This is a genomic window from Haladaptatus sp. DYSN1, from assembly GCF_029489995.1.
In the GTDB taxonomy this organism is placed as follows: Archaea; Halobacteriota; Halobacteria; order Halobacteriales; family Halococcaceae; genus QDMS2.
The window spans coordinates 1874302-1887286 of sequence record NZ_CP120470.1; the positions used below are offsets into that span (position 1 = coordinate 1874302).

The 12985-nt window shown below is 60.1% G+C and carries 13 protein-coding genes; 8 read left to right on the forward strand and 5 right to left on the reverse strand.

Annotated features, from left to right (window positions below):
• Positions 1 to 99: 99 nt before the first annotated feature.
• The 6 genes from aglG (at position 100) to P0648_RS10030 (ending at position 5817) form a co-directional block, all read left to right on the forward strand.
• Positions 100 to 1020: a glucosyl-dolichyl phosphate glucuronosyltransferase gene (gene aglG / locus P0648_RS10005; RefSeq protein WP_277503821.1), complete on the forward strand. Its 921-nt coding sequence runs from the start codon at positions 100 to 102 to the stop codon at positions 1018 to 1020.
• Positions 1017 to 2024, forward strand: a complete 1008-nt coding sequence (locus P0648_RS10010; protein ID WP_277503823.1) for a glycosyltransferase — start codon at positions 1017 to 1019, stop codon at positions 2022 to 2024. Before aglG ends, P0648_RS10010 begins: the two co-directional genes overlap by 4 nt.
• A complete protein-coding gene (locus tag P0648_RS10015; RefSeq protein WP_277503825.1) occupies positions 2021 to 2908 on the forward strand; it encodes a glycosyltransferase family 2 protein in 888 nt (295 codons plus the stop codon). Before P0648_RS10010 ends, P0648_RS10015 begins: the two co-directional genes overlap by 4 nt.
• A gap of 72 nt (positions 2909 to 2980) precedes the next feature.
• Positions 2981 to 4510, forward strand: coding sequence for a flippase (locus P0648_RS10020; RefSeq protein ID WP_277503827.1), 1530 nt, complete (start codon positions 2981 to 2983; stop codon positions 4508 to 4510).
• Positions 4511 to 4582: 72 nt separating this feature from the next.
• A complete protein-coding gene (gene aglJ / locus P0648_RS10025; protein ID WP_277503829.1) occupies positions 4583 to 5575 on the forward strand; it encodes an S-layer glycoprotein N-glycosyltransferase AglJ in 993 nt (330 codons plus the stop codon).
• Positions 5576 to 5607: 32 nt separating this feature from the next.
• Complete coding sequence (locus P0648_RS10030; RefSeq protein ID WP_276247388.1) at positions 5608 to 5817, forward strand: CopG family transcriptional regulator; 210 nt, start codon at positions 5608 to 5610, stop codon at positions 5815 to 5817.
• Here P0648_RS10030 and P0648_RS10035 read toward each other — a convergent pair whose 3' ends face one another.
• From P0648_RS10035 to P0648_RS10045, 3 genes are all read right to left on the reverse strand, one after another.
• A complete protein-coding gene (locus tag P0648_RS10035) occupies positions 5818 to 6231 on the reverse strand; it encodes a hypothetical protein (RefSeq protein WP_277503831.1) in 414 nt (137 codons plus the stop codon).
• A gap of 380 nt (positions 6232 to 6611) precedes the next feature.
• Positions 6612 to 8486, reverse strand: a complete 1875-nt coding sequence (locus P0648_RS10040) for a hypothetical protein (RefSeq protein ID WP_277503834.1) — start codon at positions 8484 to 8486, stop codon at positions 6612 to 6614.
• 378 nt (positions 8487 to 8864) lie between these two features.
• Positions 8865 to 9548, reverse strand: coding sequence for a hypothetical protein (locus P0648_RS10045; RefSeq protein WP_277503835.1), 684 nt, complete (start codon positions 9546 to 9548; stop codon positions 8865 to 8867).
• An 87-nt stretch (positions 9549 to 9635) separates the two neighbouring features.
• Between P0648_RS10045 and P0648_RS10050 the strand changes: the two genes are divergently transcribed.
• Entirely contained in the window at positions 9636 to 10316 is a 681-nt protein-coding gene (locus P0648_RS10050) for a VOC family protein (protein ID WP_276247383.1), read from the forward strand.
• A gap of 6 nt (positions 10317 to 10322) precedes the next feature.
• Here the strand turns inward: P0648_RS10050 and P0648_RS10055 are convergent, their stop codons facing one another.
• Together P0648_RS10055 and P0648_RS10060 are read right to left on the reverse strand one after the other, a co-directional pair.
• Positions 10323 to 10613, reverse strand: coding sequence for a DUF5779 family protein (locus tag P0648_RS10055; RefSeq protein ID WP_276247382.1), 291 nt, complete (start codon positions 10611 to 10613; stop codon positions 10323 to 10325).
• Positions 10614 to 10703: 90 nt separating this feature from the next.
• Complete coding sequence (locus tag P0648_RS10060; RefSeq protein WP_276247381.1) at positions 10704 to 11156, reverse strand: ferritin-like domain-containing protein; 453 nt, start codon at positions 11154 to 11156, stop codon at positions 10704 to 10706.
• Between the two features lie 350 nt (positions 11157 to 11506).
• Between P0648_RS10060 and P0648_RS10065 the strand changes: the two genes are divergently transcribed.
• Positions 11507 to 12742, forward strand: a complete 1236-nt coding sequence (locus P0648_RS10065; protein ID WP_276248479.1) for a LeuA family protein — start codon at positions 11507 to 11509, stop codon at positions 12740 to 12742.
• Positions 12743 to 12985 lie beyond the last annotated feature (243 nt).

Consider the following 12985-nt stretch of genomic DNA (forward strand, 5'->3'; position numbering starts at 1 on the left):
GACTAGGAAAACGCGCATAAACCTTGTTATCTGGTTGTCAGCGCCAGCAATGAACCGAAAGGAAAACGCCTTTGGACGAACGCCGCCGATGTCAGTGAAATGCGGGTTTCAGTCGTCCTCTGTACGTATTCACTCGACCTTTACGACGCCTTCCGCGAGGCCGCAGCGAGCGTCCTCGCCCAGACCCACGCAGACCGCGAACTCATCGTCGTGGTCGACGGCACGCCCGACGTTTACGAGCGCGTCCTCGAAGACTACGGCCCGCACGAGGACGTTCGCATCCACCTGAACAGCGAGAATCGGGGCCTCCTTGCAAGCCGGAACACCGGCGCGGAACTCGCAGACGGTGACGTGGTCGCCTTCATCGATGACGACGCCGTGGCAGAACCCGACTGGCTCGAAGAACTCGTCGCCGTCTACGACCAACACGACGCACTCGCCGCGGGTGGCACGATGACCGCAGACTGGGTGGCCGGCAAACCCTCGTTCTTGCCCGCGGAGTTCTACTGGCTCGTCGGCGTCACCCATCGCGGCTTCGCAGACGCCCCCGGCGAGGTGCGAAACACCTTCGGCTCCAACATCTCGTTCAGACGCGACATCTTCTCCGAACTGGAGGGGTTCGACACCGACATCGGCGGTCGGAAGGGCGACAAACACCTCCAGGGCGGCGAGACGGAACTCTGTGCCCGCCTACGCAACGAGTACGGTCGGGGCGTCTACTACACCCCCGACGCCTGCGTCACGCACAAGGTGTTCGCCTACCGAACCGACCCGAAGTGGCTCCTGCGCCGGGCGTTCTGGCAGGGCTACTCGAAACGCGGCATGGAGGTCTTGGTGCCCGAATCGAGCGGTGAGGAGTCCGACTTCCTCGGGCGACTGCTCACGGAGTTTGCTCCCCGTCGCGCCAAACGACTCCTCTTTCACCCGTCGCTGTCGGGGCTTTTGCAACTTGTGATGTTGTTCGTGTTCACCGGAGTGGTCGGACTCGGGTATGGCTACGGGATGACGAAGTGGCGATGAGCGAGTCGCCGATTCGCGTCCTCTGGTTGACGCCGGACAAACCCGAGAACATCAGTGTGGGGCGGCGGAAAATCGCCGAGTATCTCATGACGCAGGGGTTCGACGTGACGCTCCGGGGAACCACCACTCAGATGCTCGTCCAGTCAATGCGTGAGCGAAATTCGTACGATGTCGTCGTCGGGACGACCAGAGCGGGGGCCATCGCCGGGACGCTTCTCTCCGTTGTCTTCTCGAAGCCCCTGCTCGTAGACCACATCGACCCAATCAGACAGTTCTCGGAAACGCATCCCCGGTGGCTCTCGCTGCCCGTTCGGCTGTTAGAAAACGTGTCGTTCGCCCTCGCAGACCACGTTCTCTACGTCTACGACGAAGAGGCACAGCGAGTTCGTCGGTACGCCCGGCTGGCCACGCAGACTGACCTCGGGGTCTCGTTCGACCGGTTCGCGAACCCGTCTGACGAGACCCTGAATCGGGCCCGGCGACGGCTCGACGACGAGGGTGTCGCCGGGAACGTCGTCATCTACGTTGGCGGACTCGAGCCGATTTACAACATCGAGCACCTGCTGGAAGCAATGACCCACCTGTCGGACTGGACGCTCGTCGTCCTCGGCACGGGGGACCTCGAATCGCAGGTCCGCACTGCGGCCACCGCCCGTGAGAACGTGGTGTATCTCGGAACTGTTCCCCACGACGACGTCCCCGGCTACCTGCATGCGGCGGACGTCGGTATCTCGCTCGTGGACGACGCTCATACGCTCAAAGTACTCGAATACGGGTCAGCAGGACTCCCTGTCGTCCAACTCCGTGGACACGCTGAGGGACGATTCTCCGGCCTCGCGACGTTCTGCTCACTCGACCCAGCTGCCATCGCCGAGGCGATTCAGACTGCAATAGAGACGACCGATACGGCGGCAATGCGAGCGGCGAGCAAGCGCTACGATTGGGCGTCGATAGGACAGGTCTATGAGTCGGCGTTACGAACCATCGTGACAGACCAGCAATGAGCGAATCGCGGGACCGCCGGTGGACGTACTCGATCTGCATCACCCACTACAATCAGGGTGCGACGCTACGGTCGAGTCTGGAGAGCATCCTCCAAGAGCGACCCGCCGATTCCGAGGTCGTCATCGTGGACGCCGGGAGCAACGATGGAAGTCTCTCGATTCTCCGGTCGTTCGCCGCAGCCCACGACGCGATTCGACTCCACGTCGAACCAGGGTGTAATCGAGGGGAGGGGCGACAGCTTGCTCTCGAAATCGCTCGCGGAGCGCACATCATCGCCAACTACGATTTAGACCAGACCTACGACACCCTCCTCGCGGGCATCCTGGAAGTCTATCACGACCTTCTCGAAGCAGAGGGCGACATCGCCCTCCGTACCGCCGGAAACCTGTTCATCGCACCGCGAGAATTACTCCGCTCTGTCGGTGGCTACAGTCCCCTCATGCGCGGCGAGGACCACGAATTGACAGACCGTCTCGAAGACCGGGGCGTGCTGCGCTACCTCCCGGTGAAGAACACGCAAAACGTCACGTCCTCGAAACCGAGCGCGCGTCGGCGGGCTCGGCGGTCGTTTCGCTCGGCGAAGGGACTGTACCAGATTGGCTTCTCACCGACGCAAATCTTCCAGTTTCTGCTCCGAAAGCACCCGCCACACATCGCGGTTGCCGGAGTGCCGATATTCGCGGCAGGCATCCTCGCGGGTGTGCTCGACGGGCGGGTGTACACCGCTCGAAAGAAAAACTGGCGAGAGATTTTCGAGATGAGTGCCCGCCCGACCTACGAGGACATCGTGGTCGAAATCCCACCAGAACTGGCCCAGTACGCCGTGGCCCACGAAACCCGGAGCGAACGGTCTTCGAATCCATCCACCGCATCCTCTGATTAAGCTACGACGGAACTCAGCGACCGTGAAATCCACAACTAATACGTCAGTCAGCACGAACGAGGCGGTGTAAGCGTGTCTACGAACGCCGCCCTTAGAACGTTGTTCAAAGGCGGAGGGATTCTCTTCGTCGGACTCTTCGTCGAACTCGCCATCTCGTTCGTCGCGAAGTTAGTCATCGCCCGTGTGCTCGGGCCGGTAAACTATGGGGCGGTTTCGCTCGGTATCACGACGGCGACGATTGTCTCGACCGTCGTGCTTCTCGGCTTGAACACGGGCATCGGACGCTATCTCCCGACGTTTTCGGACGACGCCCGTCGTCGTGGCGTCCTCGTCTCCGCGTTCCAGGTTGGGGTCCCGCTTTCGCTTCTCGCGAGCTTGCTCATCGTCGTGTTCGCGCCGACCATCGCCCGGGTGGTGTTCACCGACCCGGCGACTGCGCCGGTCCTCAGAATCTTCGCGCTCGCGATTCCACTCGCCGCCGTGATGAAACTGGCCGTCGGAAGCGTCCAGGGGCTCAAACTCTCGCTCCCGAAGGTGTACATCCAGAACATCTCGCTGCCGACCCTCCGATTCGTCGGCATCCTCGCGGTGCTCTCGATTGGATTCGGTGCGACTGGCGTCGCGTGGGCGTACGTCTTTTCCTACCTCGGAGCAGCGACCCTTGGTGTCTACTTCCTCTATACACGAACCACATTGTTCGACCGCACCAGCCGGTACGAACCGATGCACAGCGACCTCCTGTTGTTCTCCGCTCCGCTGGTCGTCTCCACGGTGATGACGTTCGTCTTCGCGGACATGGATACGTTCATGCTCGGCTACTTCTCCTCGACTGGCGACGTGGGCGTGTACAACACCATCTATCCGATTGCCCTGCTCCTGACGACGATGTTGAGCTCCTTCGGGTTCATCTTCATGCCCGTCATCGCGGAACTGTACGCAGATGGTGATACGGAGAGCATGCGAACCCTCTATCAGGTCGTTACGAAGTGGATATTCACGGTGACGGTCCCGCTGTTCGTCGTCGTGGCACTGTTCCCCGAGCAGAGCATTCGCGTTACCTTCGGCGAGCAGTACGTCTCAGGGGCGCTCGCGCTGAGCGTCCTCTCTGTCGCGTTCTTCAGCCATGCAATCGCCGGGCCGAACAGCGACGCGCTGACGTCGCTCGGCCGAACGCGACTCATCATGTACGACAACACCCTCGTGGCGGCGGTGAATTTCGTCCTGAACGTTTTGCTCATTCCACGATACGGCGTCCTCGGGGCCGCCGTCGCCACCGCTGTCGCGTACGTGTTGCTCAACGCGCTCTATTCGTACCAGCTATATCGCGAGACAGGCATCCAGCCGTTCACGAAGTCGCTCCTCAGACTTGCCGCGTCGGCGCTCGTTTTGAGTCTCATCGGGTACGTACTGGTGACCGACCAGTTAGGAGGCGACGTGGTCGCAACGGGAGCCGTGAGTCTTGCTGTCGTAGGCGGGTATTTGCTCGCCGTTCTCCGATTCGGAGTCGGGCCTGAGGAACTCGTGTTGCTCGATAGCGTTGAGTCACGGTTCGGGGTCGACCTCGGACGACTCAGGGCGTTCGTCACTCGGTTCAGCCGGTAAAACCGAGCGCAGTCGCCACCATGGAGTCACCGAGGAGAAGGCTTTTGCAGACCCAGAGACGACCAGCATACAATGGATTCCCGCGAGGACGTGTGCGTGCTGATTCCGACTCTCGACGAAGCCGCAACCATCGGGTCGGTCATCGATGGATTTCACGCAGAGGGACTCACGAACGTCCTCGTGGTCGATGGACACTCTTCTGACGGAACCCGCGAAATCGCCGCAGACCACGGCGCTCGGGTCGTCGTACAATCGGGCAGCGGGAAGGGCCAGGCCGTCCGCGAGGGTATTCGCAACATCGACGCCCGGTACGTCCTGATGGTGGACGGTGACGGAACGTATCGCCCGTCGGACGCGCCGACGATGCTCGAACCGTTGTTCGCGGGGACCGCAGAACACGTCATCGGCGACCGGTTCGCGAGCATGGAGCAAAATGCCATGTCGCGGCTGAACCGAACCGGAAATCGAATCATCAACCGGGCGTTCGCGTTCATCCACGGGCGCGACCTGCGCGACATTCTGAGCGGGTATCGAGCGTTCACGCGGGAGTCAGTCGAGTCGCTTGGCCTGTTCGCGGACGGGTTCGGTATCGAAACCGAACTCGCTGTCGAGTGTGTCAAACACGGCGTCACGACGACCGTCGTCGATATTCACTACGGAGCGCGTCCGGACGCGTCGGACACGAACCTCCACCCGTTGCGCGACGGGGGCGTCATTTTGATGACGTTGTACAAACTCGCGAAGACGAACAATCCGCTATTTTACTTCGGAAGCGTGGCCGGGTTGAGTTCGGTCGTGGGACTCGTGATTGCCGCCTACGTCGGGGTCGAATATTTCACCCTGGGCATCTCACACGAGGCACTCGCCGTCGTCTCCGCGTTCTTCTTGCTGTTCGGGATGCAGTTGCTGATGTTCGGGGTACTCTCTGATCTCATCGTCACGCTCAACCGGGAGCAGACCCGTCGGCTGGAGGAGATTGCCCGCTATCGGAGCGAACCGATGGATGACGAATCGGATTCCCGTCAGGTCGAGTCCGCGACGACGAGTCGGGACAAACGGGCGTAATACATATTTTGAGCGAACCCCTCGCGCCACACATGACCAAGTACACGTCGGTGTCTATCTCGAAGGAACTCGCCGACAAAGTCGAAGAGACCATCGAGGGGACGAGTTTTTCCAGTACTGGCGACCTCGTCCGATTTCTCCTTCGGAGCATCGTGGTCCAACACCAGCGAAAGGGTGAACTCACGGAGGCGGAGTTCGAAGAAGTCACCCGGCAATTGCGCGAACTCGGCTACCTGAAGTAGTCAGGCGAGGACGTCTTCTGGCGGTTCTGCATCGAGAACGGTCAGCGATTGCTCGACGCCGCTGCGGTCGAACGCACGGAGGCCGTCTTCGTCCCAGGGCGGCGTGGCGACGAACACTGTGCCATGGAGGTCGTCCGTGATGGCGAGTTCGTCGAAGCCGTCGGGATGGGAGACGAACCGGCCCTGCGTCTGGCCAGCGGGTGTGCCGAGGTCGACGCCGAACACAGCAGAGACAGATTTCCCGGCGTCCGCGAGGTAGAAGTGGGTAAATACAGGCGTTTCGGGGTCGAGCTTTGTGTGCCCCTCCAGTTCGCCCGCGGGTGACACAGAAAGTGCGAACGTAACCCCTTCAGGGGCTGCCTCCGCGGCATATTCGAGGAGGACAGTCGCGAGTCCGCGTGTAATGTACACCATGGTCATCCTCTTCATCGCCGTCCGGTTAAGCCATTGGGCGCTCGTCCGCTCCGAACCTCTCTTGCGAAGGAATAATGAGGACGGAGTACGATGTGACATCTCATAGCACGGGATTATTGCTGCGAATTCTCGAAAATTTGTATCACATTTATATCAAAATTTATATGAGTGTCGAAGTATATCTTTGAGTCGTAATGTCCAACGATTCACTGAAGCAGTACCTTGCTGAGCACCCACGAATGGTCGGTGTCCTGTTCACGCTGATGCTACTCCTCTTCCAGGCAGGTAACGTCATTGCCGGAGGCGGCGGTCCAGGGACTGGCCCATAAGTAACGGTATCGACCCAAAAACGACTATTTCTAAAACGCCAGAGCGTGCAGTTAGGCGGTTAACTCGACGTCAGTACTCCACATGAACATTCCATCGAGTACCACTGGAACCTCCTCGAGGGCGAGGAACTCCTGGAGAGTCTGCGTATCGACGGTGAACGTCTTGAGGTGTCCTGAGCTCAGGAAGTGAAGTTGATTGTCGCCGATATACGGTCGGAACACCGACCCGAGTCCCATACACTTCGTCGGGTAGGTGCGAATACTCACGTCGTAGGTGCCCTCGCGAGACCGAATGTCACAGAGGTATGGCATGAGGCTCTCTGCATGGGCAATGTCGACACTCCCGTCACCGATGACGAGATACTGGCTCCCGATGACAGTTTGGTCTGAGGCGATAGTCAGCGCTGCACGCAGTGGGAAGCCACGGTTGAGCAGCCGGGCCATCGTGCTTCCGATGCGGAACGCACCACTGTCGATTACGTCGTCGAGCGTCACGACACCTCCGATACTCCCTCCTTCGATGAGGTGCATCCCCTGGTTGTAGGAGCGACACGCATTCAGCAAGAAGGCGTCGACACCGACCGAATCCAGGGTCGCTGCATCCAACCGACCATCCGTACACTGGAACCCATCGTCGTCGATGTGACCGATGTAGTGGAAGAAATCTGTATCTGATTCGAGGATTTCCCGGAGCGCTTCGACGGTAAGGTTTGTCTCGAGGTTGACGGTAAACGGGAGTTCTTCGCGTGACCCGTACACGTCCGCGGCGACATTGTGTTCATCGACCATCGCCTCGTCGTTACAGACGACGGTGATGTCGATATCTTCGTATTTAACGTCGCGATGGAGTCGATTTCGAAATGCAGAGACGGTGGCTTTCGTCGCACCGATCGGTGCGTCTTCGCCGACCCACGCCTGTTCGAGCGAATCGGTCGATTCTGGCTGGACGACAGAGATCTGTTGGCTCGCGCCAGGAGAAGACGACCGCGTGAATTCGTCGCGCATGAACTCGTCGACGGCGGCCGTCTGAGCGTGGGAGGGAGTCACCGTATGCGCTGCGGGCGTCCGAATCACCGCGAGGTCGTTTACGAGAAACGGGAGTATTTCGACGTTCTCGGGCGACTGAGAGATGTGCGTCGTCAGCTTCCACTGTGGCATATCCGGTTCGAGGGTGTCGAATGGGACCTGTAAATCAATTTCAAGCTGGTCGCTGATTGACCGCGCGTAGCGTTCGCTGAAGTCGAATTGAATCCGGTCTTCGACGACGATTCGTTCGTAGAGGGAGTCGAGGTAGTGCCCCTCGGTGCTCGTGAGGCAATCGAGGAAGAACGTTTGCTTGAGAACGCGTTCAACTTCGCGTTCGAACGCCGTTCCTTCTCCGAGTGGGTGGACGTACCCATTGTCAGTGATGATTCGTGCTTCCTCGCCCGGTTTAATTGTCGCGCCGAGATAGTAGGCGAGTGATGCGACGACAAATATCTCCTCGAGTGACGGCCGGACCTCTATCGTGACACCCGTCTCCGGCGTGTCGAGTGTCTCCGGAATATCGAGCTCGTCGCCCAGTTCGATCATCGGAGGATGACCGCGCAGCGTCGGGTACGACCGCTCACAGCTGGTCGTTTTCAACGCAGACCCGAGTGCGGAGACTGCCTTCATCATGTCCGCTGGGTCAGCGGTTGTGGTTATCGTCGTCGCAGGATTGTCGTGATACGAACGCGCCCCGACGAGAATCGTCGTTTCGTCCCCGAAGTCGAAGGTCATCTCCGTCGCGCCGGCGGTGACCTCGAGTGAACCCTCGACCCGGATGTACATTTTGATGGGCGCATTGAACTCGATGCTGTATGTTCCCGTGCCCAAATCGTGGGTGCTAAATGGCTCTGATACCGCGAGCAGTTCACCCTCGGCATCTCGAACGTGCGTTGCCACGTACTGCTCGAGGGTTAGTTCAGCGGCTTCGACAGCGACAGCAGTGTCTACCGGAAACGTAAACCGTTCAGTACCCACCGGTCTCGGCGCCAATTCGCTCGCACTGCTGAGAGCACACTGTCTGCGTTCGATCGGGTCTGTAATGCGTAGGCCCCGGTTATCCGCACACGCTTCGATTGTAACGTGCATTAGGACCGCACCTCCCGTATCGAATGCCGGTGCCCGAAGACGGCACACATACGTATACCACTCTTACAGAATGATTTAATAAAAAAGTATCGTCGGAGAAACCTGTTCAAACGGAAATCACAGGGAATAGAGAAGTTCTCGCCTGTCATTCGTTCTGCATAAGTTCTGTGTGTGAGAATCCGCGGTTACTCAAACTGGAATAAAAGCGCGAAGATTTTGTAGGTACAATTTTGGCGTGTGTTTGACCGACCCCGAGAGCGCCGCCGCCAGTGCGCCGCTCGCGTCGGTGTCGATTCCGGCCCCGTGACCGACCAGAACCCGCTGTGGGCGAAGTGACCCGAACTGAGAGCGCGGCGGGGTCAATCGGACTGCGGGGTGGACCCCGAGTCGTTCGCCGCTGGCAAGATAGTAGGGGACGGTCCCGAGGGCCTCCGAAACGACGAGCGTGGCGGTCTCTTCGTGGAACAACGCCCCTTCGCGCCAGAAGGGGTTGTTGTAGACCTTGAGCAGTCGGTAGCCCGTGTCGGGCAGTTCCCCGCTGAACACTTCGACGGCAGCTTCGAGGTCGTCTTCGACCGAGTCCATCCATCGCGGGAGGTACACGGGAACGTCGTGGCGACGTGCGATTTTGGCGGCGTCTCGCTTGTGGCGGTCGAGCAACAGGACGACACCAGCGACCGGCCCGCGTGCGGCGAGGTGGTCGTCGAGGCCCTCGAAATCGACGGGGTCCACGAGCCAGAGACCCGCATCGCTGACGAGGGCGTGACTCGCACGCTGCATTCGTTCTTCTGGGTGGGCAATCCACCCGAACCCGCCGTCCCACTCGTCAATAATTTCGGGGTCCCTGGCGACGCCAGTGGCTTTCATCGACATACTCACAGAAACGCACGCAAGCCGGATAAACAGACTCCCTATCCCGTTCGGGAACCGCTTAAGGACGCCCCCGTCGTAGCGGACCATATGTTCTCGTCACTGCGCTGGTTAGCCCTCGAAGTGAAGTACCTCGGCCCGGCGGTGTCGTTCTACCGCGAGCACCTTGCGCTCCCCGTCCGTCGAGAAGGTGAAAACGAGGTCGCGCTTGGCGCAGGCGAGACGGACCTGATTCTTCGTGCGCCGAGTACGGTTCCACGCGGCGGGCTTCATACGCACTACGCCTTTTCGACCCCGGCAGCGGAGTACGACGACTGGTGGAACACGCTCGGCGAGACGTTCGAGTTGGAGGAGGTCCAGTTCGGCGCGGCGAAGTCGCTGTACTTCTACGACGGTGAGGGCAACTGCGTGGAAATCGGCCAATCGGACGACGAGGGCGCGGGTATCACGGGTATTTTCGAAATCGTCCTCGAAGTAGAGGACCTGGAGCGCGCAGTTTCCTTCTACACCGACCTCGGCTTACAGGTTCGTGACCGCGGTGACCAGCGCCGCCGGGTACGCCTCGACGCGGGTCCCTTCGACATCGAACTCTGGGAACCGCAACTCGGCCTCGCAGACGCCCGGGGTGGCGTTCACGTCGATATCGGCGTCACGGCCTCGAACCCTGCGGAGAAGGTAGCACAGGTGGCGGACCAGGCGCTCGCGGTTCGTGAACGGGATGGAGAATTCGTCGTGAAAGACCCGGACGGCCACTATCTGACGATTGGGTGAGGACGGTCAGAGTCGGTCTGTGTTGATGCCGACGCCGGGCGGGGTGACGATGAGGAACTCGCGGAAGTGCATAAGCTCGCCATCGAGTTCACGGACGTCGCGGGCGAATCCCGCGGCCAGTTGGTTCAGGTCGCCTTCGATGGCGAGGAACAGCGTCTTGCCCTCGCGGACAGCTTCGACCCACTCTTCGGGTGGCGTCCCACCGTCGAGTACGCCGAGGACTATCTCCCCGGTCCCCTGCCCCTCTTCTTCAAGTTCACTCTCTGCGGCCCGCAAATCGAGGTCGAAATCGCCCATATCCCCATCTGGGATGCGGGCGGGAAAAATATACTGTTGGGCGGGACTGTCAGCGCTGTGAGTTCGGACTGTGGAACCGCCGGCCCGACCCTAGTCGTTTCGGTACTCTTTGCGGTAGCCGCGGAACTCCGTCCGGTGGGCTTCCTCGTCGGCGAGAATCGTCACGGCAAGGTCCTCAGTCACTGGGTCGTCGGCTTTCTCTGCGGCCTTGATGAGTTTCCGGTAGGTGTCGATGGCATCGTTCTCGGCTTCGAGGACGCCCTCGATGACCGCGAGCACGTCCGTCGAATCCTCGGGTGGCTGGAGGTTCTGCTGGCGGGCTTCGAAGTCGTAGGAACTCGGCGGTCGCTCGTCGAGTTGCTTGAGACGCTCACCGAGCAGGCGCGCGTGGCTGAGTTCTTCGTCGATGTCCGTATCGAGACTCTCTTTGATTTCTGCGGCGCGAACCCCATCGAGGACGATGGCGTTCGTCAGGTAGTTCATGACCGTCTCGATCTCGTCTGAATACGCACGACGGAGGAGTTCGGTGACTTCGTCTGACATCGAGTAAAGAGACGGGCGCGAGCCTCATATTTTCTCGGGCCAACACGTTCGGTTGCTGCTTTTTGCTGTGCGAGCCAATCTCACACTGGCGACCATCCGTTCAGTTGCGGTGCCCCGAGAGCGCGCCCAACGAAAATTCCGCCAGTTTTGGTTGAAAATTTACTATTGCACGATTATTTAAAGCGTGCGTTGAAGGGGTATCATACCCCAGTGTATAAGGACATTTTGAGTGTATTCACACGCCGCTTGCTGTCGATTTTCAAGTTTTGCCGCATCTCTTATTCGTGTCAACTCTCGAAAGTGAGCTGTCTTAGCGTAAGTATTATATACTCGGTGGGTTGTTGGTTGCGATACAATGTCTCACCGACATACCGAGGAAACGTCGTCTCAGACGGCGGGTCGAGTTCTTCGAGGGCACGTTAACTAACACCTCCGCCCCCGAGATAGACACGGTACGGATTTTCGACACCACGCTCCGCGATGGAGAGCAGACTCCACGCACGTCCTTCTCGTACGATGACAAACGCGAGATAGCGGCGGCGTTGGACGACATGGGAACCCACGTCATCGAGACGGGCTTCCCGGTCAACTCGGACGCAGAGTTCGAGGCCGTCCGCGACATCGCAGAGAGCACGCGCACCACGACGTGTGGACTGGCGCGGGTCGTCGACAAAGATATCGAGGCTGCGCTGGACGCAGGCGTGGAGATGGTTCACGTCTTCTCGTCGACCAGCGACATCCAGCTCGAAGACTCCATGCACGCCACTCGCGCGGAAGCCAAACAGCGCTCCGTCGACGCGGTCGAGCGTGCGAAGGAGGCCGGCGTCACGGTGATGTACTCACCGATGGACGCGACGCGAACGAACCACGACTTCCTCATCGAGGTCGTGGAAGCTGTGAGCGAGGCTGGCACTGACTGGATTAACATTCCCGACACCTGTGGGGTGGCGACGCCCACGCGGATGGCCAATTTGGTTGCCGACGTGGTCGCCCACACGGACGCCCGCGTGGATGTCCACACCCACGACGACTTCGGGTTGGCGACGGCGAACGCCATCGCCGGGTTCGAGGCCGGTGCCCACCAGGCGCAGGTCTCCGTCAACGGCATCGGCGAACGCGCCGGGAACGCCGCCTACGAAGAGGTCGTCATGGCCGCAGAGAGCCTGTACGGAGTCGACACCGGCATCGACACCACGCAGATTACGAAAATTGCGAAAATCGTAGAAGAGTGCAGCGACGTGCCGATACCGGCGAACAAACCCGTCGTGGGCAAGAACGCCTTCGCCCACGAGAGTGGCATTCACGCCGCGGGCGTCATCGAGAACGCCTCGACGTTCGAACCCGGCGTGATGACGCCGGAGATGGTCGGCGCGACGCGCGAACTGGTGATGGGGAAACACACCGGGACCCACTCCGTCCGCAAGCGCCTGCACGAGGAAGGGTTCGACCCGACCGACGAGCAGGTGCGAGCGGTCACGCGAAAGGTCAAGGACTTCGGCGCGGAGAAACAGCAGGTCACCGACGACGTGCTGATTCGGTTCGCCCGTGAGGTGGGCGTCAAAGAACAGTCGGAGGTCAGAGCCTGACCATGCCCGCCTGCGATTTTGCTGCTGTCGAGCGTCGCGTGAACGACCGTAAAGTGAGCAAGGTTTGCACAACGCACAACAGTTATAATGGGAGCGTCACATATCGGTCTACTAATGCAGGCACTCGCCGCCACCACGCAATCGCAGGCGACGAGCGGTGCTGCGGTCCAGCTCATTATTGTAGGGGTCTAGCTCCCCTACCTACCCCCATTTCCACCGATTTTTGCACTGACTTCGAAGCAC

Excerpts from the sequence above, each read along its gene's own strand:
- aglG (WP_277503821.1), top strand. The coding sequence starts at position 100 with ATGCGGGTTTCAGTCGTCCTCTGTACGTATTCACTCGACCTTTACGAC.
- P0648_RS10010 (WP_277503823.1), top strand. The coding sequence starts at position 1,017 with ATGAGCGAGTCGCCGATTCGCGTCCTCTGGTTGACGCCGGACAAACCC.
- P0648_RS10015 (WP_277503825.1), top strand. The coding sequence starts at position 2,021 with ATGAGCGAATCGCGGGACCGCCGGTGGACGTACTCGATCTGCATCACC.
- aglJ (WP_277503829.1), top strand. The coding sequence starts at position 4,583 with ATGGATTCCCGCGAGGACGTGTGCGTGCTGATTCCGACTCTCGACGAA.
- P0648_RS10030 (WP_276247388.1), top strand. The coding sequence starts at position 5,608 with ATGACCAAGTACACGTCGGTGTCTATCTCGAAGGAACTCGCCGACAAA.
- P0648_RS10035 (WP_277503831.1), bottom strand. The coding sequence starts at position 6,231 with ATGGTGTACATTACACGCGGACTCGCGACTGTCCTCCTCGAATATGCC.
- P0648_RS10045 (WP_277503835.1), bottom strand. The coding sequence starts at position 9,548 with ATGTCGATGAAAGCCACTGGCGTCGCCAGGGACCCCGAAATTATTGAC.
- P0648_RS10050 (WP_276247383.1), top strand. The coding sequence starts at position 9,636 with ATGTTCTCGTCACTGCGCTGGTTAGCCCTCGAAGTGAAGTACCTCGGC.
- P0648_RS10055 (WP_276247382.1), bottom strand. The coding sequence starts at position 10,613 with ATGGGCGATTTCGACCTCGATTTGCGGGCCGCAGAGAGTGAACTTGAA.
- P0648_RS10060 (WP_276247381.1), bottom strand. The coding sequence starts at position 11,156 with ATGTCAGACGAAGTCACCGAACTCCTCCGTCGTGCGTATTCAGACGAG.